The organism is Tessaracoccus oleiagri, from assembly GCF_900103275.1.
Taxonomy (GTDB): domain Bacteria; phylum Actinomycetota; class Actinomycetes; order Propionibacteriales; family Propionibacteriaceae; genus Arachnia; species Arachnia oleiagri.
Genome location: NZ_FNGP01000002.1, coordinates 385,037 through 410,552, shown reverse-complemented (window position 1 = coordinate 410,552; position 25,516 = coordinate 385,037). Strand labels below are relative to the sequence as shown.

General features: G+C 70.3%; 27 protein-coding genes. 13 read left to right on the top strand and 14 right to left on the bottom strand.

Annotated elements, in window-relative coordinates; translation table 11 throughout:
- Positions 1 to 3: 3 nt before the first annotated feature.
- Both BLR46_RS06905 and dapD read right to left on the bottom strand, forming a co-directional pair.
- On the bottom strand, positions 4 to 825 hold the full coding sequence (locus BLR46_RS06905) for a hypothetical protein (protein ID WP_093250308.1): 822 nt from the start codon (positions 823 to 825) through the stop codon (positions 4 to 6).
- Positions 825 to 1,751, bottom strand: a complete 927-nt coding sequence (gene dapD, locus BLR46_RS06900; protein WP_093250306.1) for a 2,3,4,5-tetrahydropyridine-2,6-dicarboxylate N-succinyltransferase — start codon at positions 1,749 to 1,751, stop codon at positions 825 to 827. The genes BLR46_RS06905 and dapD overlap by 1 nt, the downstream gene beginning before the upstream one ends.
- A 74-nt stretch (positions 1,752 to 1,825) precedes the next feature.
- Here dapD and dapE point away from each other — a divergent pair, with 74 nt between their 5' ends.
- Genes dapE through BLR46_RS06880 form a run of 4 tightly spaced genes read left to right on the top strand, consistent with a single transcriptional unit; the run spans position 1,826 to position 4,227 of the window.
- Positions 1,826 to 2,881 carry a succinyl-diaminopimelate desuccinylase gene (dapE, locus tag BLR46_RS06895; protein ID WP_093250303.1) on the top strand — a complete coding sequence of 352 codons (1,056 nt, stop codon included), beginning with the start codon at positions 1,826 to 1,828 and terminating at the stop codon, positions 2,879 to 2,881.
- Between the two features lie 19 nt (positions 2,882 to 2,900).
- A complete protein-coding gene (locus BLR46_RS06890; RefSeq protein ID WP_093250301.1) occupies positions 2,901 to 3,653 on the top strand; it encodes an LOG family protein in 753 nt (250 codons plus the stop codon).
- On the top strand, positions 3,650 to 4,051 hold the full coding sequence (locus BLR46_RS06885; protein WP_093250298.1) for a hypothetical protein: 402 nt from the start codon (positions 3,650 to 3,652) through the stop codon (positions 4,049 to 4,051). The genes BLR46_RS06890 and BLR46_RS06885 overlap by 4 nt, the downstream gene beginning before the upstream one ends.
- Before the next feature lie 8 nt (positions 4,052 to 4,059).
- The gene (locus BLR46_RS06880; protein WP_093250296.1) at positions 4,060 to 4,227 is read left to right on the top strand and encodes a DUF3117 domain-containing protein; all 168 of its coding nucleotides are present in this window, start codon (positions 4,060 to 4,062) and stop codon (positions 4,225 to 4,227) included.
- A 63-nt stretch (positions 4,228 to 4,290) separates the two neighbouring features.
- Here the strand turns inward: BLR46_RS06880 and glgA are convergent, their stop codons facing one another.
- On the bottom strand, positions 4,291 to 5,481 hold the full coding sequence (gene glgA / locus BLR46_RS06875; protein ID WP_093250293.1) for a glycogen synthase: 1,191 nt from the start codon (positions 5,479 to 5,481) through the stop codon (positions 4,291 to 4,293).
- Positions 5,482 to 5,618: 137 nt separating this feature from the next.
- On the opposite strand from glgA, the gene glgC reads away from it, so the two are divergent.
- Entirely contained in the window at positions 5,619 to 6,845 is a 1,227-nt protein-coding gene (gene glgC, locus BLR46_RS06870; protein ID WP_093250290.1) for a glucose-1-phosphate adenylyltransferase, read from the top strand.
- 114 nt (positions 6,846 to 6,959) lie between these two features.
- On the opposite strand, the gene BLR46_RS06865 is transcribed toward glgC, so the two are convergent.
- Positions 6,960 to 7,610: an O-methyltransferase gene (locus tag BLR46_RS06865; RefSeq protein WP_093250288.1), complete on the bottom strand. Its 651-nt coding sequence runs from the start codon at positions 7,608 to 7,610 to the stop codon at positions 6,960 to 6,962.
- A 97-nt stretch (positions 7,611 to 7,707) separates the two neighbouring features.
- Between BLR46_RS06865 and dapA the strand changes: the two genes are divergently transcribed.
- The 4 genes from dapA to BLR46_RS06845 all read left to right on the top strand — a co-directional run bounded on the left by dapA (position 7,708) and on the right by BLR46_RS06845 (position 11,143).
- Positions 7,708 to 8,607, top strand: coding sequence for a 4-hydroxy-tetrahydrodipicolinate synthase (gene dapA / locus BLR46_RS06860; protein ID WP_093250283.1), 900 nt, complete (start codon positions 7,708 to 7,710; stop codon positions 8,605 to 8,607).
- Positions 8,608 to 8,688: 81 nt separating this feature from the next.
- Positions 8,689 to 9,261: an RNA polymerase sigma factor SigE gene (sigE, locus tag BLR46_RS06855; protein ID WP_093250280.1), complete on the top strand. Its 573-nt coding sequence runs from the start codon at positions 8,689 to 8,691 to the stop codon at positions 9,259 to 9,261.
- A 1-nt stretch (position 9,262) separates the two neighbouring features.
- Positions 9,263 to 10,687, top strand: coding sequence for a zf-HC2 domain-containing protein (locus BLR46_RS06850; RefSeq protein ID WP_093250278.1), 1,425 nt, complete (start codon positions 9,263 to 9,265; stop codon positions 10,685 to 10,687).
- 18 nt (positions 10,688 to 10,705) lie between these two features.
- Entirely contained in the window at positions 10,706 to 11,143 is a 438-nt protein-coding gene (locus BLR46_RS06845) for a sec-independent translocase (protein WP_176761691.1), read from the top strand.
- Positions 11,144 to 11,159: 16 nt separating this feature from the next.
- On the opposite strand, the gene BLR46_RS06840 is transcribed toward BLR46_RS06845, so the two are convergent.
- From BLR46_RS06840 to BLR46_RS06825, 4 genes are read right to left on the bottom strand one after another with little or no spacing between them, the layout of a single operon-like run.
- Positions 11,160 to 12,320, bottom strand: coding sequence for an Mrp/NBP35 family ATP-binding protein (locus BLR46_RS06840; protein ID WP_093250275.1), 1,161 nt, complete (start codon positions 12,318 to 12,320; stop codon positions 11,160 to 11,162).
- Between the two features lie 42 nt (positions 12,321 to 12,362).
- Positions 12,363 to 12,722: a hypothetical protein gene (locus BLR46_RS06835; RefSeq protein WP_093250273.1), complete on the bottom strand. Its 360-nt coding sequence runs from the start codon at positions 12,720 to 12,722 to the stop codon at positions 12,363 to 12,365.
- Entirely contained in the window at positions 12,709 to 13,203 is a 495-nt protein-coding gene (locus BLR46_RS06830; RefSeq protein WP_176761690.1) for a DUF1003 domain-containing protein, read from the bottom strand. Before BLR46_RS06830 ends, BLR46_RS06835 begins: the two co-directional genes overlap by 14 nt.
- Positions 13,196 to 14,458, bottom strand: coding sequence for a magnesium transporter MgtE N-terminal domain-containing protein (locus BLR46_RS06825; RefSeq protein WP_093250270.1), 1,263 nt, complete (start codon positions 14,456 to 14,458; stop codon positions 13,196 to 13,198). Before BLR46_RS06825 ends, BLR46_RS06830 begins: the two co-directional genes overlap by 8 nt.
- Positions 14,459 to 14,516: 58 nt before the next feature.
- On the opposite strand from BLR46_RS06825, the gene BLR46_RS06820 reads away from it, so the two are divergent.
- Both BLR46_RS06820 and BLR46_RS06815 read left to right on the top strand, forming a co-directional pair.
- Positions 14,517 to 15,005 (top strand): YflT domain-containing protein, encoded by a 489-nt coding sequence (locus BLR46_RS06820; RefSeq protein WP_093250269.1) that lies wholly within the window; start codon positions 14,517 to 14,519, stop codon positions 15,003 to 15,005.
- Entirely contained in the window at positions 15,002 to 15,616 is a 615-nt protein-coding gene (locus BLR46_RS06815; protein WP_093250268.1) for an SAM-dependent methyltransferase, read from the top strand. The genes BLR46_RS06820 and BLR46_RS06815 overlap by 4 nt, the downstream gene beginning before the upstream one ends.
- Position 15,617: 1 nt before the next feature.
- On the opposite strand, the gene BLR46_RS06810 is transcribed toward BLR46_RS06815, so the two are convergent.
- Genes BLR46_RS06810 through BLR46_RS06795 form a run of 4 tightly spaced genes read right to left on the bottom strand, consistent with a single transcriptional unit; the run spans position 15,618 to position 20,027 of the window.
- A complete protein-coding gene (locus BLR46_RS06810) occupies positions 15,618 to 15,986 on the bottom strand; it encodes an FKBP-type peptidyl-prolyl cis-trans isomerase (RefSeq protein WP_093250265.1) in 369 nt (122 codons plus the stop codon).
- Positions 15,987 to 16,006: 20 nt separating this feature from the next.
- Entirely contained in the window at positions 16,007 to 18,637 is a 2,631-nt protein-coding gene (locus BLR46_RS06805; RefSeq protein WP_093250263.1) for a multicopper oxidase domain-containing protein, read from the bottom strand.
- Entirely contained in the window at positions 18,634 to 19,740 is a 1,107-nt protein-coding gene (locus BLR46_RS06800) for a hypothetical protein (protein WP_245701569.1), read from the bottom strand. Before BLR46_RS06800 ends, BLR46_RS06805 begins: the two co-directional genes overlap by 4 nt.
- The gene (locus BLR46_RS06795) at positions 19,740 to 20,027 is read right to left on the bottom strand and encodes a DUF2249 domain-containing protein (protein WP_093250261.1); all 288 of its coding nucleotides are present in this window, start codon (positions 20,025 to 20,027) and stop codon (positions 19,740 to 19,742) included. Before BLR46_RS06795 ends, BLR46_RS06800 begins: the two co-directional genes overlap by 1 nt.
- A gap of 132 nt (positions 20,028 to 20,159) precedes the next feature.
- On the opposite strand from BLR46_RS06795, the gene BLR46_RS06790 reads away from it, so the two are divergent.
- On the top strand, positions 20,160 to 20,999 hold the full coding sequence (locus tag BLR46_RS06790; RefSeq protein ID WP_093250259.1) for an alpha/beta fold hydrolase: 840 nt from the start codon (positions 20,160 to 20,162) through the stop codon (positions 20,997 to 20,999).
- Between the two features lie 6 nt (positions 21,000 to 21,005).
- Here BLR46_RS06790 and BLR46_RS06785 read toward each other — a convergent pair whose 3' ends face one another.
- Together BLR46_RS06785 and coaA are read right to left on the bottom strand one after the other, a co-directional pair.
- Complete coding sequence (locus BLR46_RS06785; protein ID WP_093250256.1) at positions 21,006 to 22,430, bottom strand: aminopeptidase P family protein; 1,425 nt, start codon at positions 22,428 to 22,430, stop codon at positions 21,006 to 21,008.
- A gap of 187 nt (positions 22,431 to 22,617) precedes the next feature.
- Entirely contained in the window at positions 22,618 to 23,574 is a 957-nt protein-coding gene (gene coaA, locus BLR46_RS06780) for a type I pantothenate kinase (protein ID WP_245701567.1), read from the bottom strand.
- 103 nt (positions 23,575 to 23,677) lie between these two features.
- Here coaA and glmS point away from each other — a divergent pair, with 103 nt between their 5' ends.
- Positions 23,678 to 25,510: a glutamine--fructose-6-phosphate transaminase (isomerizing) gene (gene glmS / locus BLR46_RS06775; protein WP_093250251.1), complete on the top strand. Its 1,833-nt coding sequence runs from the start codon at positions 23,678 to 23,680 to the stop codon at positions 25,508 to 25,510.
- Positions 25,511 to 25,516: the final 6 nt, after the last annotated feature.

Sequence of the window (25,516 nt, the reverse complement as noted above, 5' to 3'; positions counted from 1 at the left end):
GGTTCACCCCAGGGTGATCAGCGCGGTGCCCGGCTCCGCTTCGCCGGACGAGCCCCACTCGGAGTCGTTCAGCTTCCAGCTCGCCTCGCCGACCTCGATCCTCGTGATGCCCGAGGCATAGGTGTTGAGGGCGGCGAGCTGGGCGGCGGCCCAGAGGTGCTGCTCGTCTTCGGCGGTCACCAGGACCCGGTTGCCATCCACGGTGGCCTCGACGCCCGGCACGGCCGCGAGGACCTCCTGCACTGGGGCCGGGTCGGCGACCGGGTCGGCGAAGTTCACGCACGTGACCGCCCGCTGGGCGGAACCCCGACCGGCCGCCGCGATCGTCGTCGCCTTCCCGACGTGCTGCCGGTACGCCTCCGGGAAGCCGGAGCGCTGGACCTTCTGCGCCTGGTCGTTGATGTCGGTGGTCTCCCAGTCGCGGAACTTCACCAGCTCGTCGTAGAAGCGCTGCGACGAGTACCACGGGTCCATGATCTGCTCCGCGGTGCCCCACTCGTACTGAGGGTCGGGGCGCTGCTGGAACAGCCCCAGGGAGTCGCGGTCGCCGTAGTCGAGGTTGCGGATGCCCGACTCCTGGTAGGCGGTGGCCAGCGCGATCGTCGCCGCCCGCTCGGGCAGGCCCCTCTCCAGCGAGGCGGCGACGATGATCGACGCCATGCGCGACTGCTCCTTCGTGAGCGTGACCGGATCGCCCTCGGCGCCGACGATCGTGCAGCGCTCCGGCGTGAGCCTGGTGTAGAGGTAGTCCCAGAACCGCCAGCCGGCGAACGCGATCCCCGCGACGACGGCCAGCGTGATCGCGAGGGCGATCCAGCGCTTCATCAGTTGGAGTGCAGTTCCGCGTTGAGTTCGACCTTGTTGCTGCGGCGGTGCTTGACGAGGACCCGGCCCGTCGTGGAGTCGCGCAGGAACAGGAGGTCGTCCTGGCCGGACAGGTCGCGGGCCTTGACGATCGAGCCGTCCGGCAGCGCCACCTTGGTGCCCGCCGTGACGTAGAGGCCGGCCTCGACGACGCAGTCGTCGCCGAGCGAGATGCCGATGCCGGACTCCGCGCCCAGCAGGCAGCGCTCGCCGATGCGGATGACCTCCTGGCCGCCGCCGGAGAGGGTGCCCATGATGGAGGCGCCGCCGCCGATGTCCGAGCCGTCCCCGACAACGACGCCGGCGGAGATGCGTCCCTCGACCATCGACTTGCCGAGCGTGCCGGCGTTGAAGTTGACGAAGCCCTCGTGCATGACGGTCGTGCCCTCAGCGAGGTGGGCGCCGAGACGCACGCGGTCGGCGTCGGCGATGCGGACGCCGCTGGGCACGACGTAGTCGATCATGCGGGGGAACTTGTCCACGCCGTAGACGGTGAGCTGCTGGCCCTGCGCGAGGAACGCGGCCCGCACGCGGGGGACGTCCTCGATCCGGATGGGGCCGTCGTTGGTCCAGGCGTTGTTCGGCAGGATGCCGAAGATGCCGTCCAGGTTGACCCCGTGCGGCTGGACGAGCCGGTGGCTCAGCAGGTGCAGGCGCAGGAACGCGTCCTCGACGCTCGCGGGCGCCTGGTCCAGGTCGATCACCACGCGCACCGCCTTGGTCTCGACGCCACGCAGCTCGTCGCTGCGCTCGGCGGCGGTCAGGTAGTCGGGCACGGTGTCCGTCGGCTCGGAGCCCAGCTGCGGCTCGGGGTACCAGACGTCCAGGACGCCCTTCGGGTGCACGGTGGCCAGGCCCCAGGCCCAGGCGGAGCGAGTCTCAGTCATGGGGGCCAGTGTAACGAGGCGAGCGAGGGACGGATTGCCGTGCGCGGGTGGCCCCCGTGGCTAAGCTCTACCCCATGAGCCTCGACCTCCGCGCCGACCTTGCGTCCCTGCTGATCCGCATCGTCGACGTCGAGTCCGTGTCCGGCAACGAGGCCATGCTCGCTGACCTCGTAGAGGAGGCGCTCCGGCTGCCCCACCTCGACGTGCACCGCGACGGCGACTGCGTGGTCGCCCGCACGCACCTCGGCCGATCCGAGCGCGTCGTGATCGCCGGCCACCTGGACACGGTCCCGGTCGTCGACAACCTGCCCGCCCGTCGCGAGGGCGACGTGATCTGGGGGAGGGGCACGGTGGACATGAAGGGCGGCGTCGCCGTGATGCTGCAACTCGCCGCCGAGCTCACCGCCCCGTCGAAGGACATCACCTGGATCTTCTACGACAACGAGGAGGTCCAGGCGTCCAAGAACGGGCTGGGGCGCCTCGCGGCGAACCGGCCCGACCTCGTCGAAGCGGACTTCGCCGTCCTCATGGAGCCCACCGGTGCCGAGATCGAGGGTGGCTGCCAGGGTACGATCCGGGCAGTGTTCGACCTGCAGGGCCAGGCTGCGCACTCCGCGCGCGCCTGGATGGGCCACAACGCGATCCACGACCTCGCGCCCATCCTCGACGCACTGGTGCGCTACGAGCCACGCGAGATCGAGGTGGAGGGCCTGACCTTCCGGGAGGGGCTGAACGCCGTCACCGTCTCCGGAGGTCTCGCGTCGAACGTCATCCCCCCGTCCGCCACGCTGGCGGTGAACTACCGCTTCGCCCCCGACAAGACCGCCGACGAGGCCGTCGCCCACCTGCGCGAGGTCTTCGGCAACGTCGGGTTCCGCCTCGACGACGTGTCGCCCGCCGCCCGCCCCGGCCTCGACCGCCCGCTGGCGCGCGCCTTCGTCGAGGCCGTCGGTGGCGAGGCGAAGCCGAAGTTCGGCTGGACCGACGTGGCCCGCTTCTCCGAGCTCGGCATCCCGGCCGTCAACTACGGCCCCGGCGACCCGTCGCTCGCGCACCGCGACGACGAGCGCTGCCCCATCGACCACCTCGAACGCTGCGCCACGGGCCTCCGCGCCTGGCTCGCGCACTGACCCCCTCCGGAGGACCAACATGAAGAACCAGCCCCGCCGCGTCCAGGGTTCCGTCGTCCTGATGGGCCAGGACCATGCGCTGCCCATGGCCGACCAGGCCTTCCTCGACCAGCAGTACAAGTGGGCCGAGGGTGACCCGTGGCGGGTCCTGCGGATCGCCTCCGAGTTCGTCGAGGGGTTCGACGCGCTCGCCGAGATGCCCTCGGCGGTCAGCCTGTTCGGCTCCGCGCGCACCCTCCCCACCGACCCGATGTACGCCAAGAGCGAGGAGTTGGCCGCGAAGCTGGTCGCTCGTGGGTTCGCGGTGATCACCGGCGGCGGCCCGGGGATCATGGAGGCGGCCAACAAGGGGGCATGGGAGGCGGGCGGTCGATCCGTCGGGCTCGGCATCGAGCTCCCGCACGAGCAGGGGATGAACGAGTACATCACGCTCGGCATCAACTTCCGCTACTTCTTCGCCCGCAAGACGATGTTCCTGAAGTACTCGCAGGGGTTCATCACCATGCCGGGCGGTTTCGGCACCCTCGACGAGCTGTTCGAGGCGCTCACCCTGATCCAGACCGGCAAGGTGACCCAGTTCCCCGTCGTGCTGTTCGGCGTCGACTACTGGAGCCCGCTCGTGGACTGGATCCGGAACACCCTGGCCGAGGGTCGGTACATCTCCCCGGGGGACATCGACCTCTTCACCCTGACCGACGACGTCGACGAGGCCGTCGAGGCGATGGGGGAGCCGAGGATCATGGGCGGCCACAAGCCGGGCGCCCAGCAGTGATCGTCCTCATCGTGGTCGCCGCCTTCGCGGTGATGGCCGCGGCGGCCATCGCGGGCACCGGACGCCTCGGCGAGTGGCAGGAGCCCGTCGACGACAGCCCGAAGGGGCATCTCCCCGACGGCGACGTGGACGAGGCGTTCTTCGAGGAGCTCGTGACCCCGACCGCCACCTACGGCTACGACCGCGCCGAGGTCGACGCCGTCTACGAGGTGCTGGCGCAGGGGGCGTTCCCGTCCGACGACCCACGGTTCGGCATCGTGCGCGGCGGGTACCGCATGCAATTCGTCGACGAGGTCCTGCGCCGCGCCGCCGTCGCGCACAACGCCCGGATTGCGCTTCCTGCCGGTCCTGCGTTGGCCCCTGACGATAGGATGGACCCGAGCACGACTAAGGAGTGAGGTAATCCATGGCAGCGATGAAGCCCCGAACTGGCGATGGCCCGATGGAGGTCACCAAGGAGGGTCGCGGGATTGTCATGCGCGTCCCCGTCGACGGAGGCGGGCGCCTCGTCGTCGAGATGAACGCGGACGAGGCCACCGCGCTGCTCGACGAACTGAAGGCAGTCGTGGGCTGACACGACCAAGCACCGAACAACGCCCGGCAGGTCACCAGACCGCCGGGCGTTTTCCGTGTCCGCTCAGCCGTGCGACTCGACGGCCCTGCGGTACACCTCCACCGTCTGCTCCGCGATCGCGGCCCAGCTGAACTCGTCGATGCAGCGCTGCCGGCCGGCCCTGCCGAACCGCTCGGCCACGGCGGGGTCGCGGGTGAGCCGGTTGACCTTGTCGGCGAAGTCGGCCTCGAACGCCGCCACGAACTCCGGATCCTGGGCGCGCGCGGGGTCGTAGTCGACGAGCAGCCCCGTCTCGCCGTCGTTCACCACCTCGGGGATGCCGCCCACCGCCGACGCGACGACCGGCGTCTCGCATGCCATGGCCTCGAGGTTGACGATCCCCAGCGGCTCGTAGACCGAGGGGCAGGCGAACACCGTCGCGTGCGTGAGCACCTGCCGGACCGAGGCCCGCGGCAGCATCTCCTCCACCCACACGATCGGGGCCGAGCGGTGCCCCTGCAGCTCGGCGAACGCCTCGTTGAACTCCGCGGCGATCTCCGGGGTGTCAGGCGCGCCCGCCAGCAGGACCAGTTGGGTGTCCTCGTCGAACTGCTGCGCGGCCCGGACCAAGTGGACGAGCCCCTTCTGCCGGGTGATGCGGCCGACGAACGCCACCATGGGCTTGTCGAGGTCGATCCCCAGCCCGGCGACGACGTCCTCGCCGCGGTCCGGCCGGAACTCGTCGGTGTCGATGCCGTTCTTCACCACGAACACCTTCTCCGGGTCGAGCTCCGGGTAGCTCGCGAGCACGTCGCGGCGCATGCCCTCGCTCACCGAGATGACCGCGTCGGCGGCCTCGTAGGCGGTCCGCTCGGCCCACGACGAGACTCGGTAGCCGCCGGCGAGCTGCTCGGCCTTCCACGGCCGGTGCGGCTCGAGGGAGTGCGACGTGACCACGTGCGGCACGTCGAGCATCAGCGACCCCAGGTGCCCGGCCATGTTGGCGTACCAGGTGTGGGAGTGGAGGATCGTCGTGTCGGGGGCCAGGGCCGCCACCATGGAGAGGTCCGCGCCCAGCACGCGCAGCGCCGCGTTGGCGCCCTCGGGGAAGCTCTCGGGGTGCGCCGTCGCGCCCTCCCTCGGCTCGCCCATGCAGTGGACGTCGACGTCGATCAGCTTCCGCAGGTGCGGGACCAGTTGGGCGACGTGGACGCCGGCGCCGCCGTAGATCGACGGCGGGTACTCGCGGGTCAGCAACGACAGCTTGAGGTTCATGGGTGAATCGTGACACGAAACCGCCGCCACGACCGCCGATTGCCGCCCGGATGAACCTTTGCTGGCAAGGGACGGCACCTTGTCCACCAATTCACGTATTCCCGGAAATTGGGCGGGTCATGCAATAGGTTCAGGGCATGGCAACGCGTCCGCAAATCTTGTCCATCGTTCTCGCTGGCGGAGAAGGGAAGCGGTTGATGCCGTTGACGGCCGACCGGGCCAAGCCGGCGGTACCGTTCGGGGGCACGTACCGGTTGATCGACTTCGTCCTGTCGAACCTGGCGAACTCGAACCTGCGCCAGATCGCGGTGCTGACGCAGTACAAGTCGCACTCACTGGACCGCCACATCGCCCAGACCTGGCGGTTCTCGACGCTGTTCGGCAACTACGTCGCGCCGGTGCCCGCCCAGCAGCGCCTCGGTCCCCGCTGGTACCAGGGCAGCGCGGACGCGATCTTCCAGTCGCTGAACCTCGTGCGCGACGCGGACCCGGACTACATCGTCGTGTTCGGCGCCGACAACATCTACCGCATGGACATCGAGGCGATGATCGACGCGCACATCGACTCCGGCCTCGACGCCACCGTCGCGGGCATCCGCGTCCCGCGCTCCGAGGCGAGCGCCTTCGGCATCATCGACGCGGCCCCGGACCACAAGATCCGGCAGTTCCTCGAGAAGCCGGCCGACCCGCCCGGCCTGCCCGACTCCCCGGACGAGTCGTACGCGTCGATGGGCAACTACGTCTTCAGCGCCAAGGCCCTCGTGGAGGCGCTCCGCGTCGACGCCGAGGACCCGACGTCGCGCCACGACATGGGCGGCAACCTGATCCCGTACTTCACGGACCTCGGGCAGGCGCAGGTCTACGACTTCGCCGACAACAAGGTGCCGGGCGCGACGGAGAAGGACATCAACTACTGGCGCGACGTGGGCACCATCGACGCCTTCCACGAGGCGCACATGGACCTGGTGTCCGTCGACCCCGAGTTCAACCTCTACAACCACGAGTGGCCGATCTGGACCAATCAGGTGCAGGCGCCGGGGGCGAAGTTCGTGATCCGGGGCCGGGCCGAGGACTCGATCGTCAACGCCGGCTGCATCATCTCCGGCGGCGAGGTGGACCGCACGGTGCTGAGCCCGCACGTCCGCGTCGACAAGTGGGCGCAGGTCACCGACTCCGTGATCATGAACAAGAGCCGCATCGGCAAGAACGCCGTGGTCCGCAACGCCATCCTCGACAAGAACGTCGTCGTCCCTGACGGCGTCCAGATCGGTGTCGACCCCGAGCACGACCGCGCCCGTGGGCTGCACGTGTCGGAGGGCGGGATCGTCGTGGTGGGCAAGGACGTGGTGGTCCCGCGGGACTGAACCCCGCCCCCGCCGCCTCACACCAAGGCGCCTGCGTTTCCTACGTTCACCTGCGATGCAACGCAGGTACATGTAGGAAACGCAGGCGCCTTTGACGTGGGCCCCGGGAGGCCGTCAGTTCTTCACTGCGAGCAGCAGCCCGTTGCCGACGGGCAGCAGCGACTGCGTGTACTGCTCGGAGCCGGTGATCGCCTCGAGGGCCTCCCGGATGATGATCGCCTCGTCGGACTCGTCGTCGCGGTCGGGGACCCGGTTGTACCAGAGGGCGTCGTGCACGGCGAGCACGCCGCCGGGGCGCAGGAGCCGGGCGGCGAGGGCGACGTACTCGACGTACTCGAGCTTGTCGCCGTTGATGAAGACGATGTCGTACGCCTCGTCGCGCAGCTTCGGCAGGACCTCGATCGGGGAGCCGGCGATGAGCCGGAACCGGGAGGACGGGAAGCCGGCGCCGGTGAAGACCTTGCGGGCGCCGAGCTGGTTGTCGGCCTCCACGTCGATGCTGGTGAGGATCCCGTCGGTGCCCATGGCCTCGAGGAACGTCATCCCGGAGGCTCCGTGCAGGGTGCCGACCTCGACGATCGCCTTGGCTCCCATCGCCTTCGCGAGCACGGACAGCGCGGCCACCACGCCGGGGCTGATCGGGACCTGACCGGAGATGATCGCCTCGTCGCGAGCGGCGCCGACCGCCTCGGAGGTGGAAACGTAGTCTTCGGTGTACGCCCAGGTTGCCTCTGTGGGAGCAACGGGCTGAGTCGGGGTAGTCACGGTGCCCAGCGTAGTCGGCGTGACGCCCGCCTCGGTGGATAGCCACTAGAATGTGGCGGAATCTCAACGTAGCCGGTGTCCACAGGGAGGCCCCTTCATGACTGAGCAGCTCGAACCGGTGTTCGGGCGCGTCCTGACCGCGATGGTGACTCCGTTCACCGACGACGACCAGCTCGCCCTCGACGACGCCGTGACGCTCGCCAGGCACCTCGTCGACGACCTCGGCAACGACGGCCTGGTCGTCAACGGGACCACCGGCGAATCGCCCACCACGAGCGACGACGAGAAGCGGGCTCTGCTGGAGGCGGTCGTTGGGGCCGTGGGCGACCGTGCCAGCGTGGTCGCCGGCGTCGGTACCTTCTCCACGCGGCACACGCTCGAGCTCGCCGAGCAGGCGGCGGGGGCCGGGGCGGACGGCATCCTCGTCGTCACCCCGTACTACTCGCGCCCGCCCGAGGCGGAACTGGAGCGGCACTTCACGACGGTGGCCGACGCCACGGACCTCCCGGTGATGCTCTACGACATCCCGCACCGCGCCGGCATCCCGATCCCCGAGGCCATGCTCATCCGGCTCTCGGAGCACCCCAACATCCGCGCGGTGAAGGACGCCAAGGGCGCCATCGCCTCCAGCGCGACGGTGATGGCGCAGTCCACCCTCCAGTACTACGCCGGCGACGACGCGATGCTGCTGCCGCTGCTCGCGGTCGGCGGCGTCGGCGTGGTCGGCACGTCGACGCACTTCACCGCCCCGCTGGCGCGGCAGATCGTCGACGCCTTCCTCGGCGGCGACGTCGGCCAGGCCACGTCGCTCAACAAGTACGCGATCCCGGCGTTCACCGGCGTCTTCGCGACGCAGGGCTGCATGATGGTCAAGGCCGCGCTGAACGCCCGCGGGCTCCGCGTCGGCGGCTGCCGTGCCCCGATGGGAGACGTGCCCGGGCCCATGCTGCAGCGCTACCTCGATACGCTGGCCGTGTACGAGGAGTTCCGCGACTGAGCGGGAACAAAACCGCCTCCTCGCGCGTTGACACACAGGTACACAGCCTCTACACAGGTTGGGCTGGTGAAATAGGGGCCCATGGACATGCAGACCGGCGACGCGACCACCGCGGACTGGGTCGCGCCCACTTGGCAGGAACTGGTCCAGGACTATTCCCCCCAGGTCTACCGACTCGCCCTGCGCCTGACCGGCAACACCCATGATGCCGAGGACCTGACGCAGGACGTGTTCGTGCGCGTCTTCAAGTCCATCCACCAGTTCAAGCCCGGCACGCTCTCGGGCTGGCTGCACCGCATCACCACCAACCTCTTCCTCGACCAGGCCCGACGCCGCCAGCGCATCCGCATGGACGCCCTCTCGTCCGCCCCCGACCACGTGTGGGGGAGCGCGACCGCGCCGCAGGACCTGCACGCCGACGCGAACCTCGACCCCGACGTCGCGGCCGCGCTCGCCGACCTCAGCCCCGAGTACCGCGTCGCCGTGGTGCTGTGCGACATCGAGGGCCTGAGCTACGAGGAGATCGCAGAGGTACTCGACGTGAAACTCGGTACGGTGCGAAGCCGCATCGCGCGCGGACGAAGCCAGCTGCGCAAGGCGCTCGGGCATCGCGCGCCCGCCGAGGGACGCAAGCGTTTCCTCGGGGTCGGGTGACGTGAGTCGGGGCTGCGCGAAGTACCACGAGTCACTCTCGGCGTTCGTCGACGAGACCCTTCCGCCGCGCCGGTGGAGCGAGGTCGCCTACCATCTTGCCGGCTGCAAGCCGTGCCGCGACGAGGTCGTCGCCATCCGTGAACTCCGGTCCGCCCTGTCCGCGTCCTGCAGCCGCGAGGTCTGCGCCCCCAGCTCGCTCGCGAGCCGTCTCGAGGCCATCGCAGGCGAGGACTCCTCGCAGCCGCTCTACATCGCCAGCGGCCCGGTCGGAGAGCTCCCGTCGAAGCGGCGGGCACGTCGTCGGCGCCTCACCCAGTCGTCGGCGGCCGCGCTCGTCGTCGCCATGTCGGTGGTCGTCCTGGCGATCATCCTGGCCCCCGACCCGCGCCTGATCACCGATCCGCTCGGCGAGGCCCGGGAGCAGTTCGCGATGCAGACGACGGCGATCAGCGTCCAGGAGGCCGTCGGCGCCGTGCTGCTGGCGCAGAACCGCGGTGCGAAGTTCGGGCTGGCCGACGAGGCCGTCGTGGGCCGCGTGCCCCAGGGGCAGGCGCTGCCGATCTCCGCGGAGGCGGTGGACGCGCTCCTCGACCAGGCGCAGGAGTCCGACGTCTCGCTCACCGGGGTCCAGCGCGTGTGGGTCACCAACAACGAGCGCCGGTTCGTCACGAGCGACGTGCTCGTCGACCGGGTCGCGGGAGAGGGGTCCAACCTCGTCGTGCTCGACCGCCGGGGCAGCCGGTTCATGTCCACGTTCCTGCCCGAGTTCCGAGGCGGCGACGTGTCCGTTCCTGCCCGCTGGGACTTCTTCACCTTCCCGACCCTGGGGGAGGTCGCGGACCGGCCGGCCATGATCATCGAGGCCCGCGACGGGGACCGCACGGTCTCGCGGTGGTGGCTCGACGTCGAGACCGGGCTGACGCTGCGCTCGGAGCGCTACGACAGCGAGGGCCGGCCGACCATCGTCGTGGCCTACGACCAGCTCACTGTGGGCGAGACCGAGCTGCCCGAGAACCGCACCCAGCTCATCTCGCTGTCCAGGGCGTCGACGGGCGGCACACGCGGCTGGTGCGTCGGCTTCTCGTCGTGCCCCTACACCCTGGCGGGGCTGCCGCTCGTCGCGTACGCCTCGTCCGACGGGGAGCACAGCATGAGCCTCGTCTACTCCGATGGCATCCAGACGCTCACCGCGTCGTGGGTGGACGGGATGCTGCTCGAGGACGGGCCCATCGAGGCCCGGGCGGCTGCGGGGCTGCCGACCGTGACGGCGTGGCAGGCGGGCCGCGGCGTGGTGTCGGTGGCCACCAACGGCTCACCGGAGCTCATCGCCACCGCCATGCGAGACCTTCCCGAACCCGCGCCCCACAAGGACGGATTGTGGGTGCGACTGTCCAGCGGGATGGGGCGGCTCACCGGGCTGCGCTGACACGGTAGCATTCAGGTCGTGTTTGGGATCGACGGAGTAGAGCTTGTTCTGATCGTCGTCCTCGCCATCCTCCTGTTCGGGCCGGACAAGATGCCCGAGTACTCAAGGAAGGCGGCGCGCATCTTCGTGTACCTGCGCAACGTCGCGAACAACACCCAGAACAGCCTGCGCGAGCAGCTCGGTCCCGAGTACTCGGACCTCGAGCTCAAGGACCTCAACCCGAAGGCCTTCATCAAGAAGCACCTCAGCCAGGAGGTCGCGGCAATCGAGGAGGCCAAGCGGGAGATCGAGGCGATGAAGGCCACGCTCGAGGACGCGACGAAGAACGTCGAGTCGGAAATGGCCGACGCCCGCACCACAGCCAAGGCCTCCACCAAGGTGAAGGAACCCGAGGCCGACGATGCGGGCGCCGAGGCGTCCTACCGTCCCGCGCCCTTCGATCCCGAAGCTACCTGAGGCGCGGAGCCGGCTGCTACGTCATCAGGTTGAGCCGCTGGCCCACCAGCGAGGGCTTCCGCGACGCGATGTCCTGCGCGAGCTGCGTGAGCGCCCGAGCCGCGGGGTGGTCCGGGGCCGAGTCGACGATCGGGGTGCCGCGGTCGCCGCCGGCCAGGAGCGCCTCGTCGAAGGGGATCTGCGCCAGCTGCTCGACGGAGTAGCCCACCCGGTCGGTGAGCGCCTCGGCGACGAGTTCGCCGCCGCCCGCGCCGAACAGCTCGAGGCGGTGCACCTCGTCGCAGTTCGGGCAGGTGTGCTCGAGCCACGACATGTTCTCCACCACGCCGATCACCCGCTGCTCCATGATGTGCGCCATCGTTCCCGCACGCTCGGCGACGTCGGAGGCCGCCTGCTGCGGCGTGGTCACGACGAGCACCTCTGAGCCCGGGATCTTCTGGCCGAGCGACATCGCGACGTCACCGGTGCCCGGCGGCAGGTCGAGGATGAGGTAGTCGAGGTCGCCCCAGAAGACGTCGCTCAGCAGCTGCGTGAGCGCCCGGTCGAGGATCGGGCCGCGCCACGCGACGACCTGGTCGCGGCTGGGCTTCAGCATGCCGACCGAGATCACCTTGAGCCCGTCCAGCGCGGGGACCGGCATGATCATGTCCTCGACGAGCGTGGGGCGCGCCTCGCCCAGGCCCAGGAGGTCGGGAACGGAGTGGCCGTAGATGTCGGCGTCCAGCACGCCGACGCTGCGGCCCATCTTGGCCAGCGCGACGGCGAGGTTGACGGTCACGGAGGACTTGCCGACGCCGCCCTTGCCGGACGCGACGCCGATCACCTTGGTGAGGTTGCCGGGCTGCGCGAAGGGGATCACCTTGTCGGGCTTGCCGCCGCGGAGCATCTGGCGCATGGCCTGGCGCTGCTCGTCGCTCATGACGCCGAGCTCGACTGTGACGCCGGTCACGCCCTCGACCTGGGAGACCGCGTTCTCGACGCGGGTGTTGATCTCGCTGCGCATCGGGCAGCCCGACACGGTCAGCAGGACCCGCACGGTGATGGCGCCGTCCTCCGTGGCGACGATCTGGTCGACCATCCCCAGTTCGGTGATCGGCCGGCGGATCTCGGGATCCTCGACGGTGTGCAGGGCCGCGCGGACGCGGGGAATCAGGGGGTGTTCGGTCACCCGACCCATCCTTCCAGTTTTTCCAATATGTTCAAGTTTATTGCCGCGCACTCAGCGCTCGTTGAGGGAGTCCCCCAGGAGCACGAAGCTGCCCATGATGAGGGCGGGCAGCCAGATCTCCCCGAGCGCGGCGAGGACCACGACCAGCGGCACGACGACGAGGGTCAGGGTGAACCGTTCCCGCTGCCCCAACCGTCGACGCGAGCCCGGGGCCAACAGGAACCGCCACATGGCAGCATAGGCGACCGCGAACACCGGTGCGGTGACGGCCCCCACCCACCAGCCGCCGCTGATCCGCCACAGCGCCGAGGCGCCGAGCGCCAGCAGTCCGACGTGGCCGACCAAGGACACCACGGCGAACCAGCGCACCTCGGCCGCGGGCCGGGCGTCGATTCGGTCAACTCCGCTCATTGAGCTTCTCCAGACGGTCGGTGAGGTCCCGCAGTTCGCCGCGCAACTCGGAGCGCACGAAGTCGCGGGTGGCGAGTTCGCCGAGGTGCATCCGGATGGCGGCGATCTCGCGGGCGAGGAAGTCCATGTCGGCCCGGGACTGGGCGGCGAGGCGACGGTCCTCGTCGAGGCTGATCTTGTCGCGGTCCTCCTGCCGGTTCTGCGCCAGGAGGATCAGCGGCGCGGAGTAGGAGGCCTGGGTGGAGAAGAACAGGTTGAGGAGGATGAACGGGTACGGGTCCCAGCGCAGCCCGAAGAGCCCCACCACGTTGATCGTCACCCAGACGAGCACGAAGACGGTCATGTAGACGAGGAACTTGCCCGTGCCCATGAACCGGGCCACGGCCTCGGCGAAGCGCCCGAACGTCTCCGAATCCAGTTGCACCTTGGGCAGCGCGAGGCGGTTCAGCCGCCCCGGCTTGGAGAGGTCATCCTCAGCCACGCGTCACCCCCGTGTCCTCCGGCTCGTCCATCTGGTCGCCGCGCCAGTCGTCGGGGAGCATGTGGTCGAGGACGTCGTCGACGGTGACCGCGCCCACGAGGTGGCCGGCGTCGTTGACCACGGGCGCGACGACGAGGTTGTACGTCGCAAAGAACCGGCTCACCTTCGCGAGCGGGTCGTTCGGGTGCAGCGGCTCGAGGTGCTCGTCCATCATCGTGGTGACGAGCAGCGTCGGAGCCGAGCGCAGCAACTGCTGGATGTGGACGGCGCCGATGTAGCGGCCGGTGGGAGTCTCGAGCGGGGGTCGGCAGACGAAGCACATCGACGCGAGCGCGGGCGTGAGCTCCTCGCGGCGGGCGTGCGCGAGCGCCAGCGCCACCGTCGCGTCGGTGTCGAGGATCACCGGCTCGGGCGTCATCATGCCGCCGGCGGTGAACTCGCCGTAGACCAACAGGCGGCGCACGTCGGAGGCGTCCTCCGGCTCCATGTGCTCCAGCAGGTCCTCGGCCACCGCGTCGGGCAGGTCACGGATGAGGTCCGCGGCGTCGTCGGGGTCCATCTCGCCCAGCACGTCGGCGGCGCGCTCCGTCGCGAGCGCCGAGATGACCTCGATCTGCTCCTCCTCGGGGAGCTCCTCGATCGCCTCCGCGAGGGTCTCGTCGTCGAGGGCCTCGAGCACCTCGCCGCGCTGCTGCGGGTCCATGTCGTGGAGCTCCTTGGCCACGTCGGCGGGATTCATGTCCGCGAACTCCGCGACGAGGGTGGCGGTGGTCCGGACCGTCGAGGCGTGCAGCCACGGCACCTCCGACCAGCTCTCCACCTTGATCTCCGAGCGTCCGCCGAAGCCGAACCGGCCGACCCTGGTGTTGGTGCGCAGCGCCACCTGGCTCAACTCCCACTCGTGGCTGCGCACCTCGTGCATCGACACGTCGAGGATCCGCGCCACCGCGTCGCCCTGCTCCACGGGTCGGTCGAACAGGTCTCCGGCGACGAGCAGCTCGCCCGCGCGACGCTGGAAGCGGCGGGTGTCGATGGTGCCCGTGATGCTCACCTGGTGCGCGGAGACGTGGTGGACGCGCAGCATCGGCACGAAGATGCGCTGCTTGGCGAAGAGCTCCACCACCAGGCCCTTGACCCTCGGTGCACGCCCGTCGGGGCGCGTGTAGCAGATGATGTCCTTCACCCGCCCGACGTGGCTGTCGGACGCGTCGACGAGCGGCAGCCCGATCACGCGCGAGATGAAGACCTGTGCCATGCGCACAAATGTACCGGCTACCCGACGGGTAGCCTTGGAGGCACCGAAGGAGGAATGGATGGGTTTGAAGGACCGTTTCCAGCTGAACTACCCGCAGTCGCTGGGCGAGTTCGGCGCGTACGAGGACGCCCAGAAGGCCGTCGACTTCCTCGTCGAGCGGAAGTTCCCCGTCGAGAACCTCATGATCGTCGGCACCAACCTGAAGCTCGTCGAGCGCGTCATCGCGCCCAGGACGTGGCCGCGGGTCCTCGGCCGCGGGGCCCTGTCCGGGATCGGGACGGGCTTCCTGATGGGGCTCATGCTGCTGCTGTTCGTCGGCGGCGACAACCCGCTCCTCATGCTGCTGCTCGGCCTCGCGATCGGCGTCTTCACCGGCGTCGTCACGGCCGGGCTGGGGCGTTCGCTGGCCGGCGGCAAGCGGGAGTTCGAGTCGATGCGGGACACGGTGGCCACGAACTTCGAGGTCCTCGTCGAGCACAAGGTTGCCCAGCAGGCGCGCGAACTGCTCGCGACGATGCCCGGCTACCGCTCCGGCCTGTTCTCGTGACCGTCGACTGGGACGCGCGGTTCGCCGCCGAGGGCTACGTCTACGGCGAGGAACCCAACGACTTCCTGCGCGAGCACGCCAAGCTGTTGAGGCCGCGGTCGAGGCTGCTGTGCGTGGGCGACGGGGAGGGCCGCAACGGCGTCTTCCTCGCGGGGCTGGGCCACGACGTCGTGAGCCTCGACCAGTCCGCGGCGGGCTTGGCGAAGGCCGAGGCGCTCGCGCGGCGCCGCGGGGTGGCGGTCGAGACCTGGCACGTCGACCTCGCCGACTACGTCCACCATCCGGCCCCGGTGAGGCCGTGGGACGCCGTGGTGAGCATCTTCTGCCACCTGCCCGCCGAGCTCGGGCACGCCGTCGCCCGTACGCTCACCGCCCAGACGCGCGCCGGGGGAGTCCTGCTGCTCGAGGCGTACACCCGTGCCCAGCCGGCGTTCGGCACCGGCGGGCCGAAGGACCCCGCGCTGTTGGTGACCCGCGCGCAGGTGCAGGACGACTGGAGCGAGGGCTGGGAGCTCGACGTGCGCCTGGTGGAGCGGCGCCTGAACGAAGGTCGCCTGCACAACGGACTGAGTTCCGTCGTGCAGGCGATCGGTCTGCGCTCGAGGGGCTAGGTCAGGCGACGCCCACCAGGTCGCACACGAAGACGAGCGTCTCGTTGGGCTTGATCACGCCGCCGGCGCCGCGCTGGCCGTAGCCGAGCTGCGGCGGGATTGTGATGCGACGACGGCCGCCCACCTTCATGCCGGCGATGCCCTGGTCCCAGCCCTGGATGACCTGGCCGGCGCCGAGGACGAACGTCAGCGGCTCGCCCCGGTCGTAGGACGCGTCGAACTGCTTCTTGTCGCTCCAGGCGACGCCGACGTAGTGCACCTGGACGCGCTGGCCCGGCTTGGCCTCCGGGCCGTCGCCGACGGTGAGGTCGTCGAGCTGGAGGTCGGCGGGGGCGTCGGTGTCGGGGATTTCAACCACTGGCTTTTTCATGCGCCCCACCCTACTCGCGGTCAGTCCGTGACCTCGACGATGCCGTGCGCCCCGCGCTCGGCGTCGAGCATGACGTGGTTGACCACCGGGTAGTGCCCAGGCTCGGGGAACGTCAGCTCGACGAAGCCGCCCTGGGCGGCCAGGAGCGGCAGGACCTGGGCGCCGCCGTCGGTGGCTCCGTCTGGCGACACCCCGCGGTTCAGGGTGTAGCTGCCCTCCGTCCACGACGTGTCGAACTGGCCGCCGACGACGTGGAAGGCGATCGGCCGGTTGGGTCCGGCCGCGAGCACCCAGAACCGCACCCGCTCGCCCGTCCGGACGCGGAAGGGGTGGAGGTCGTACTGGTTGGCGATGCCGTTGAAGACGACCCGGTCGGGCGTTTCGGCCGCGATCTTCGCCGCATCGAGTTCCTGCGCCTCCTCCGCGGAGCCCGCGGCGCCGGCGAGGTAGACCTCCGACTGCACCAGGACGTACTGGTGGTCCACCTCGGGCAGGCCCTCGGGCTCGATGACGACGGCGCCGTGCATGCCGGCGGCGATGTGGGAACTCATCGGCATGGTGGAGCAGTGGTACATCCACACCCCGGCCCGCTCGGCGGTGAAGCGGTAGACGAGTTCCTCGCCGGGGGCGATGGTGCGCATGGGCCGGTCCGGCGCCAGCGCACCGGCATGGAAGTCGATCGAGTGGCCGATGGTGCCGTCGTTGACGAGCGTGATCTCGAACACGTCCCCGACGCGCCCGTGCAGCGTGGGCCCGACCGAACGGCCGTTGTAGGTCCAGCGGGTCTGCCAGATCCCGGGCGCCACCTCCAGGGGCACCTCGGTCACGACCAAGCGGATCCGGTGGACGGTCTCGTCGGTCAGGGGAGGCAGTTCGGGGTCGACGAACTCGGTGAGCCCCGCGCCCGGCACGTCCGGTACCTGGCCGACCGCGGCCGGGGCCGCGGCGTGCCCGTCGTGGCCGGTGGACTCGCCGCCGACGGCGACCACCTCGAGCACCATCCCCATCTGGCGGTGACCGGCGACGGAGCAGTAGCCCTCGACGTCGGCGCCGATGACGCCGGCGTCCAGCTCGGCCGAGTCGCCCGGCGCGAGCCTCGGGGTGCGGGCGTCGCCCACGACGAGGTCGTGCACGTCGGTGCCCGTGTTGCGGAAGTCGATGACGAGCCGGTCGCCCGCCGGCACCTCGATGCGGCTGGGCACGAAGTGCATGCCGTCGACGGTGACCTCCACCCGGGTGACGTTGCCCGTCGCGGCCACCGCCCGGCTCGGGCCGGTGGTCGTGGCGATGCCGACGGCGCCGGGGTCGATCGCGACGCCCGCGGTGACCGCCAGCAGGATGGCGGCAAGCCCGGCGATGAGCCCGCTGCCGGTCCAGGCCCTCAACTCCTGCGGGGGTTCCGGCTTCTCGCCCGCCCGCACCGCGCGGAGGGCGCGGGCGGAGCGGACCGCCCCGATCACCAGCAGTGGCAGGAACGTCGCCATCACCAGCGCGCCGACGGAGGTGGCCAGGACCTTGACCCACGACGGGGAGGGCAGCAGCCACAGCACGATGGCGAGGTTGGGGACCACGAGCCGGAAGGTCGTCCACTTGTGCAGGGCGGACTGGCCGGCGCGGACGACGGACGGGCCGCCGCCCATGACCGACGGGACGAGGTAGGTGAGGGCGCCGAACAGCAGCTGGGCCCCGAACCCGGCCGCGAAGACGCCGCCGATCGTGGGGAGCGCGACCGTCACGTCCGCCCAGGTGTCCGCCGTGGCGAGTACGTACCCGACCCACACCAGGCCGACGGAAGCCCAGACCATGGCGATCCCCACGGACGCCGGCGCGAACTCGCGGATGCCCTTCGCCCGCACCGGTGCCCACAGCGCCCGGCCCCACCAGACGAGGGCGGCGACGTAGAGCCCGAGCCCGGCGAGCGCCACCCACTGGGAGCCCACCAGCGCGCCGCCGGTGAGGACCGCGATGCCCGCGACGAACAGCGGCAGCGCCTGCCGCGCCAGGAGCTCCGCCCGGTCGTCCATGCGGGCGCGCACCATCGTCGGCCAGAACGTGACGAGCGTGCCGGTGACGGTGAGCCCGATCCAGCCGAGCAGGTTGACGGCCATGTGCGCGATGAGGAAACGGCCGTACCAGGGCTCCGCCAGGCCGAACGCCAGCGTCGCCCCGAAACCGGAGCCGACGGGCAGCATGAGGGCGGCGGCGATGTAGTAGCGCGACACGACGCGGAAGCGGTTGGGCAGCGAGCCCTTCAGCTGGCGGTAGAGGTGCACCGCGTGCCACAGCACCGAGGCCGCGACGAGCAGCACGCCCACCAGCACCAGCCACCACTGGCCCCACGGGTAGCCGATGAAGACGCCCAGGGAGCCGATGCCCAGCAGCGCGATCCGGACGTCCTGGCGGCGCCGGCCGTCGTCGTCGAGGGAGGTGCGCAGCAGGGTGTGGGCGAAGTGCTCGCTCCAGACCAGGGCCGAGTGCGTCAGCGCGCCCAGCAGGACCAGGTGGATCATGAGCCACGACGAGGCGGGGACCCACTGGTGGGTCAGCACCACCACGAGCAGGACGGCCAGCCAGCCGAGCGCGACGAAGTCGCGCAGCTTGCGCGGCTTGGCCGTGGTGGGGCGGGCCGGCGGCGTACTGAGGGTGGTCATGCGGACACTGCTTTCCGGGGGTCTCGATGGGTGACGACCGCCATCACCGAGGCGATCACGAACAACAGCATGGCGAGGACGGTGATGACGGAGCCAACCTGCCACACCGGCCCCTGGCCGAGGAAGTCGCCGGCCACCCTGACGGCGAGCCCCGCGTGCAGGGCGAGCAGCGGGACGTAGAAGTAGGGCCGGTAGGGCAGGGGGCGGCCGAGCACCGTCGGGAAGATGATGGGCGCGTGCGCCATGATCATCGACACCCCGAACCCGAGGAAGGTCGTGTGGATGACGACGTCGTACGCGGGGGTGCCGGCGTGCCCGCCGGTGAGCAGCCACGTCGCGCCTCCCACCAGCAGCCAGAAGTAGCCGAACAGCAACGCGACGGCGTTGTACCGGCGCAGCCCATCGGCGCGCACCATGCGGCGGGGGACGTCGTCGCGCAGCAGCCAGAGGGCGATGAGCGCCTGCACCAGGCCGAAGGCGCGTGAGCCGACGCCGGGCCACAGGAGATGGGCGACGGTGGCGAGCGTCAGCGCCGCCGCGAAGCCGACGAGGAGCGGGATGGCGCGTCGGCCCATGGTGAGCTGCGCGAGTTCGGCCCGTTCGGCGGCGATGGTGAGGACGATGAACGCCGCGAGCACGGGGATCAGGTCGGCGATCGGGGCGACGAGCGCCAGGGCCGCCGCCGAGAACGCCATGAGGGCCGACATGACCTGGACGGCGACCAGCGGCAGCGGCGCGCGTCGCCAGAGCGCGAGGTAGACGAGGACGAAGAACAGCGCGCCCTCGGCGAGCAGCATGGCGCCGAGCCAGGTGTGGCCGAGCGCCATGACGATGCCGCCGGCGCCCAGCGTGCCGGGGGCCAGGTACGCCCAGCCCTGGCGCAGCGCCTGCGCGCGCTCGAGGGCGATGACGGTGCCCATGAAGCCGAGCGTCATGATCAGGCCGTGGGAGCCGGGGAGGTGCGACGAGGTGACCGGCGCCCAGACGCCGACCAGGAGCAGGGCGGCGTTGAGCCCCGCGAGCAGCGACACCCCGCCCAACGCCAGGAACGCGACCCGCCAACTGGTGGCGGGCCGCGTCCTGGCGCTCGGGGTGCGGTGCATCAGACGCGCGTGAACTTCAGCGTCCAGGGCTCCTCCGACAGGTACGAGATGTCGATCGAGTCGCCATGGGCGTCGCGGATCTGGCCGAGCAGCGGCAGCGGGTTGTGCGGGGCGATCAGGGCCATCGACGAGCCCTTGCCGAGCGATGCGACGGCGCCCAGGATCGTGGCGTGGCGGAGGGCGTGGGGGATCTCGCGCGCGTCGAGCGTCGGGATCTGCGCCTCGTGGTCGTGTCCGCAGTTGCAGGCGTGGCTGCTCTTCTCGGCGATGGGCAGTTCGGTCGTCATTGGCTCTCCATTTACGGGTAGTGGAACGTCCCGCAATTATTACATGGTTTTTGGACTTATTCGACGGCGGGGTGGCTCAGCGAAATGCCGCCCACCGGTCCCGGTGCCGCCGCCGCTTAGTAGGTTTGGGTCATGGAACTCACGTGGCACCTGTACAACCCCGAAGTCGACGCCAAGCGCATCCTCGTCCTGAGCGGCAGCCTCGGGGGCGACACCGCCCACCAGTGGGGGCAGGTGGCGGGCCACCTCGCCAAGGACGCGCTGATCGTCTACGCGTACCTCCCCGGCCAGGGCGTCGCGCCCGACTGGGACGACGAGGTGGAGCCGTCCATGGAGGGGCTCGCCGACCGACTGGCCGACGTCGCGAAGGCCGTCCGCCAGCAGCGCGCCGACCTGCCCACCTACTACGCCGGGCTCTCGTTGTCCGGCGCGCTCGGGCTCTACCTCGCCCGCGACCACAGCGACACCTTCGACGGCGTCGTCGTCGTCTCGTCGGCGGCCACCGTCGGCACCAAGGAGGGCTGGCTCGAGCGCGCGGAGCGAGTGGAGGCCAACGGCACGGTGTCGCTCGTCGAGGAGACCCGGATGCGCTGGTTCACGCCCGACTTCATCGCGGCCGAACCGGGGAAGGTCGCGGCGATCATGGAGGGTCTGGCCGCCTCCGACGACCACTCCTACGCCCAGCTGTGCCGCGCCCTGTCCGAGCACGACATCCGCGGTGACCTCGACAAGATCCTCACCCCGATGCTGCTGGTGGTGGGGGACAAGGACAAGTCGACGCCGATGGCCGACGTCGAGCTCGTCGCGACGTCGGCGCCGAACGCCGACCTGCGCATCGTCCACGACGTCGCCCACCAGGTGACGGTCTCCGCGCCCGGCACCGTGGCGGACCTCGTCCGCGGGTTCATCCGCAGGGTGGAGCAGCCGCGCTGGTCCGTCTACGACATCACCGACGGCAACCCCGTCGTCTGACCGGGGTCAGGCCTGGAGGTCGGCGATCCAGGCCTCGACCTCGTCGGCGGTGCGGGGCAGGGCGTCGCTCAGGTTGATCGGGTCACCGTCGGTGACGAGGATGTCGTCCTCGATGCGGATCCCGATGCCGCGGTACTCCTCGGGCACCAGCAGGTCGGTGGACTTGAAGTAGATGCCGGGCTCGACGGTGATGATCATGTCCGCCCGCAGGTCGCCCTCGCGGTAGTCCTCCCGCGAGGCCTGCGCGCAGTCGTGCACGTCGAGTCCGAGGTGGTGCGACGTGCCGTGCACCATCCAGCGCCGGTGGTGCCCGCCGTCCTCCGACACCGACTCGTCGACGCTCACCGGCAGGATGCCGAGCTCGTCGCAGAACTCCGCCACCACCCGGATCGCCGCGGCGTGCACGTTCTTGAACGGCTCGCCGGCGCGGGCGGCCGCGATGCCCGCCTCCTGGGCGCGGTACACCGCGTCGTAGACGCGGCGCTGCGCATCGGTGAACCTGCCGCCGATGGGCAGCGTGCGGGTGATGTCGGCGGTGTAGAGGGAGTTGACCTCCACCCCGGCGTCCATCAGGAGGAGGTCGCCGTCGCGGAGTTCCCCGTCGTTGCGGATCCAGTGCAGCGTGTTGGCGTGGTCGCCGCTCGCCGCGATCGTGTCGTAGCCCACGGCGTTGCCGAGGTGGCGGGCGTGCAGCGCGAAGATGCCCTCGACCCAGCGCTCGCCGCGGCCTCCCGCGACCGCCTTCGGCAGCTCGCGGATGACGGCCTCGAAGCCCACCTTCGTCGCGGCGATGGCGCGGCCCATCTCGCCGACCTCGAACTCGTCCTTGGTGAAGCGCAGGGTGGAGGCGTTGCGCGCCAGCGCGGCGTCGTCGTCGCTCGACCCGCCGCGCACCCTGTCGACCAGCTCGGTGACGGCGGGGTCCACGTCGCGGATCACGACGATGTCCCCGCGGCCGGTGAGGAACTCCTCGAGGCCGCGGATGTCGCGGCACTCGAACCCGACGGCGCTCGACATCTCGTCGAGCGAGTCGCGCTGGCCCACCCACATCTCGCCGTAGCGGGCGTCGGCGTAGAACTCGCGGTCGGTGCGCGGGGCGCGCGGCCGGAAGAACAGCAGCGGCTCACCGTCGGCGACCACCAGCGCTGCGTCCGGCTCGCGGTCCTCGCCGAGGCCGGTGAAGTAGGCGAACGCGGTGTGCGGGCGGAAGCGGTAGTCGGTGTCGTTCGAGCGGACCTTCAGCGGACCGGCGGGGAACACCAGCGTCGCGCCCGGGTGCAGCTCGCTGATCCGCTCGCGGCGCTTCGCGGCCCACTCCGCGGCCGGCAGCCTCGCCGGTAGTTCGCTGGAGTACGGGGCCCAGTCCGAGACGATGAACTTCTTGAAGGCCTCGGAGAACGGGTCGCGGCGGTTGGTGTTGCTGTCACTCATGCCGGCCAGTCTATGGGTAGCCCCGCCGGGTGCTCGGGCCACCTTCCCTGGGTGCGATTCACCTGCGTCGGTTCGGGCCACCTGCCCTGGGTGCGATTCACCTGCGTCGGTTCGGGCCACCTGAGTCGGGTGCGATTCACCCGCCGAGTTCGGCAGGGGAATCGGACCGGAGACAGGTGAGCGGCACTCAGACCTTGCGGATGCTGATCTCCGAGATCAGGTGGTCGGAGTTCTTGCGCAGGATGGCGGTGGCGCGCTGCTTCGTCGGGGCGACGTTCTGGCGCAGGTTGGGGCCGTTGATGGTGTCCCAGACCTCCGACGCGAACCCCGCGGCCTCCTCCTCGCTCATGTCCTGGTACTGGACGAAGAACCCCTCGTCCTTGCCCGCGGCCCGGCGACGCAGCTCCAGGAAGCGGGAGGTGAACCACTGCTTGATGTGCGCCTCCTTCGCGTCGACGAAGACCGAGAAGTCGAAGAAGTCGCTGATCGCGAGCCCGGAGAGCCCGTTCTTCTCGACCCTGGCGGGCTGCAGCACGTTCAGGCCCTCGACGATGAGGATGTCCGGTTGCTCGACCACGATCTTCTCATCGGGGACGATGTCGTACTTCGAGTGGGAGTAGACGGGCGCCTCGACGCGCGGGGAGCCGGACTTCACGTCCATGACGAACTGCAGCAACGCCCGCCGGTCGTACGACTGGGGGAACCCCTTGCGGTGGAGGATGCCGCGGCGCTGCAGCTCCGCGTTGGGGTAGAGGAAGCCGTCGGTGGTGATCAGGTCGACCTTCGGTGAGCCGGGCGCGCGACGGAGCAGCTCCTGGAGCAGGCGGGACACCGTCGACTTCCCGACGGCGACCGACCCCGCCACCGCGATCACGAACGGGGTGCGGGCGACGTTGAGCCGCAGGAAGTCGTTGCGCTGGTCGTTCAGGCGTCCCGCGTTGACCATCGTCAGGTGCAGCAACTGCGTGAGCGGCCGGTAGACCTCCGCCACGTCCGCCTGGCTGGTCGGGTCGCCGATGCCGCGCAGCCGGGCGAGGGTGTCCTCGTCGAGCCGGATCTCGGTGTGGTTGGACAGCGCCGCCCAGGTGTCTCGGCGCAGGGTCACGTAGGGGCGGGCCACCTGATCTCCTTTGTTCTGGTCCACGCAACACTAGCGGTAGCCCGCGCGGCGGGACGATCCGGGCGGTGCCGCAGTCCCCGGGGCGACGATGTCAAGAAGTGCGCAATCATCTTGTACATTTCTCCCCATGTGTGGAATCGTCGGATACGTCGGGGCTCGCCCCGCCAGCGAAGTCGTCATCTCTGGCCTGAAGCGCCTCGAGTACCGGGGCTATGACTCGGCGGGGGTCGCGCTGGCCTCCGACGGGGGCGTCGAGTGGCGCAAGCGGCAGGGCAAGATCAGCAACCTCGAGGAGTCGATCGCCGAGCAGCCGCTGCCCGACGCGCCGTCCGCGATCGGCCACACCCGCTGGGCCACCCACGGCGCCCCCACCGACGCGAACTCGCACCCCCACGTCGCCGGCCGGATCGCGATCGTGCACAACGGGATCATCGAGAACTACGCCAGGCTGCGCGCCGAGTTCGACGGCACCGAGTTCGCCTCCGACACCGACTCCGAGGTCGCCGCGCACCTGCTGAACCGGGAGGTCGAGCAGGGCCGTTCGCTGACCGAGGCGATGCAGGCGGTCGTCGGAAGGCTCGAGGGGGCGTTCACGCTCGTGGCGATGGACGCGCAGGACCCGGACCGCATCGTCGCCGCGCGCCGCAACTCGCCGCTCGTCGTGGGCATCGGTCAGGACGAGAACTTCCTCGCCTCCGACGTGGCGGCGTTCATCGAGTACACCCGTGACGCCGTGGAGCTGGGGCAGGACCAGATCGTCGAGATCACCCGCGACGGCGTGAACGTGGTCGACTTCGACGGGGCGCCCGCCGAGACCAACGCCTTCCGCGTCGACTGGGACCTCGCGGCCGCCGAGAAGCAGGGCTACGACTGGTTCATGCGCAAGGAGATCTTCGAGCAGCCCAAGGCCGTCGCCGACACCCTGCTCGGTCGCCTCAACGAGCGCGGCGAGCTGGTGCTCGACGAGCTCCACATCCGCCCCGAGGAGCTCCGGCGAATCAACAAGATCATCATCGTGGCCTGCGGCACCGCGTTCTACGCCGGCATGGTGGCCAAGTACGCCATCGAGCACTGGGTGCGGGTCGCCTGCGAGGTGGAGTTGGCCAGCGAGTTCCGGTACCGCGATCCCATCGTCGACGCGAACACGCTCGTCGTGGCCGTGTCGCAGTCCGGCGAGACCGCCGACACCCTCATGGCGCTCCGCCACGCCCGCGAGCAGGGCTCGCGCGTCATCGCGATCTGCAACACCAACGGCGCCACGATCCCGCGCGAGTCGGACGCCGTGATCTACACCCACGCCGGCCCCGAAATCGGCGTGGCGTCGACGAAGGGCTTCACCACGCAGCTCGTCGCCTGCTATCTGCTGGGCCTCTACCTCGCGCAGGTGCGCGGCATGAAGTACGGCGACGAGATCGCCGCCGTCCTCGGCGAGCTCGAGCGCATGCCGCAACTGATCCAAGGGATGCTCGACAAGGCGCCCGAGGTGTACGAACTCGCGGACCGGCTGAAGGAGACCCAGTCGATGCTGTTCCTCGGCCGCCACGTCGGCTACCCGGCGGCGCTCGAGGGCGCGCTCAAGCTGAAGGAGCTCGCCTACATCCACGCCGAGGGCTTCGCGGCGGGCGAGCTGAAGCACGGGCCGATCGCGCTCGTGAACGAGGGCATCCCGATCTTCGTCGTGGTCCCGCCCGCCGGCCGCGACCAGCTGCGCGACAAGGTCATCGCGAACATCTCCGAGGTCAGGGCCCGCGGGGCGCGGACGATCGTGCTCGCGGAGGAGCGCGACGAGGAGGCGCGGGAGCACGCGGCGGCGTTCTGGGCGTTGCCGCACGTCTCCACGCTGCTGCAGCCGCTCGTCGCCATCATTCCGCTCCAGCTCTTCGCGTGCGAGATGGCCACCCGGATGGGCCACGACGTGGACCAGCCGCGCAACCTCGCCAAGTCCGTCACCGTTGAGTGAGGCGCA

Bases quoted from the DNA above. Each gene is read 5' to 3' on its own strand.
- glgC (WP_093250290.1), top strand. From the start codon at position 5,619: ATGGCAACGCGTCCGCAAATCTTGTCCATCGTTCTCGCTGGCGGAGAA.
- dapA (WP_093250283.1), top strand. From the start codon at position 7,708: ATGACTGAGCAGCTCGAACCGGTGTTCGGGCGCGTCCTGACCGCGATG.
- BLR46_RS06905 (WP_093250308.1), bottom strand. From the start codon at position 825: ATGAAGCGCTGGATCGCCCTCGCGATCACGCTGGCCGTCGTCGCGGGG.
- glgA (WP_093250293.1), bottom strand. From the start codon at position 5,481: ATGAACCTCAAGCTGTCGTTGCTGACCCGCGAGTACCCGCCGTCGATC.
- BLR46_RS06890 (WP_093250301.1), top strand. From the start codon at position 2,901: ATGAAGAACCAGCCCCGCCGCGTCCAGGGTTCCGTCGTCCTGATGGGC.
- BLR46_RS06790 (WP_093250259.1), top strand. From the start codon at position 20,160: ATGGAACTCACGTGGCACCTGTACAACCCCGAAGTCGACGCCAAGCGC.
- BLR46_RS06835 (WP_093250273.1), bottom strand. From the start codon at position 12,722: ATGAGCGGAGTTGACCGAATCGACGCCCGGCCCGCGGCCGAGGTGCGC.
- BLR46_RS06820 (WP_093250269.1), top strand. From the start codon at position 14,517: ATGGGTTTGAAGGACCGTTTCCAGCTGAACTACCCGCAGTCGCTGGGC.
- dapE (WP_093250303.1), top strand. From the start codon at position 1,826: ATGAGCCTCGACCTCCGCGCCGACCTTGCGTCCCTGCTGATCCGCATC.
- BLR46_RS06880 (WP_093250296.1), top strand. From the start codon at position 4,060: ATGGCAGCGATGAAGCCCCGAACTGGCGATGGCCCGATGGAGGTCACC.
- sigE (WP_093250280.1), top strand. From the start codon at position 8,689: ATGGACATGCAGACCGGCGACGCGACCACCGCGGACTGGGTCGCGCCC.
- dapD (WP_093250306.1), bottom strand. From the start codon at position 1,751: ATGACTGAGACTCGCTCCGCCTGGGCCTGGGGCCTGGCCACCGTGCAC.
- BLR46_RS06785 (WP_093250256.1), bottom strand. From the start codon at position 22,430: ATGAGTGACAGCAACACCAACCGCCGCGACCCGTTCTCCGAGGCCTTC.
- BLR46_RS06800 (WP_245701569.1), bottom strand. From the start codon at position 19,740: ATGCACCGCACCCCGAGCGCCAGGACGCGGCCCGCCACCAGTTGGCGG.
- BLR46_RS06805 (WP_093250263.1), bottom strand. From the start codon at position 18,637: ATGACCACCCTCAGTACGCCGCCGGCCCGCCCCACCACGGCCAAGCCG.
- BLR46_RS06795 (WP_093250261.1), bottom strand. From the start codon at position 20,027: ATGACGACCGAACTGCCCATCGCCGAGAAGAGCAGCCACGCCTGCAAC.
- BLR46_RS06840 (WP_093250275.1), bottom strand. From the start codon at position 12,320: ATGGGTCGGGTGACCGAACACCCCCTGATTCCCCGCGTCCGCGCGGCC.
- glmS (WP_093250251.1), top strand. From the start codon at position 23,678: ATGTGTGGAATCGTCGGATACGTCGGGGCTCGCCCCGCCAGCGAAGTC.
- BLR46_RS06825 (WP_093250270.1), bottom strand. From the start codon at position 14,458: ATGGCACAGGTCTTCATCTCGCGCGTGATCGGGCTGCCGCTCGTCGAC.
- BLR46_RS06810 (WP_093250265.1), bottom strand. From the start codon at position 15,986: ATGAAAAAGCCAGTGGTTGAAATCCCCGACACCGACGCCCCCGCCGAC.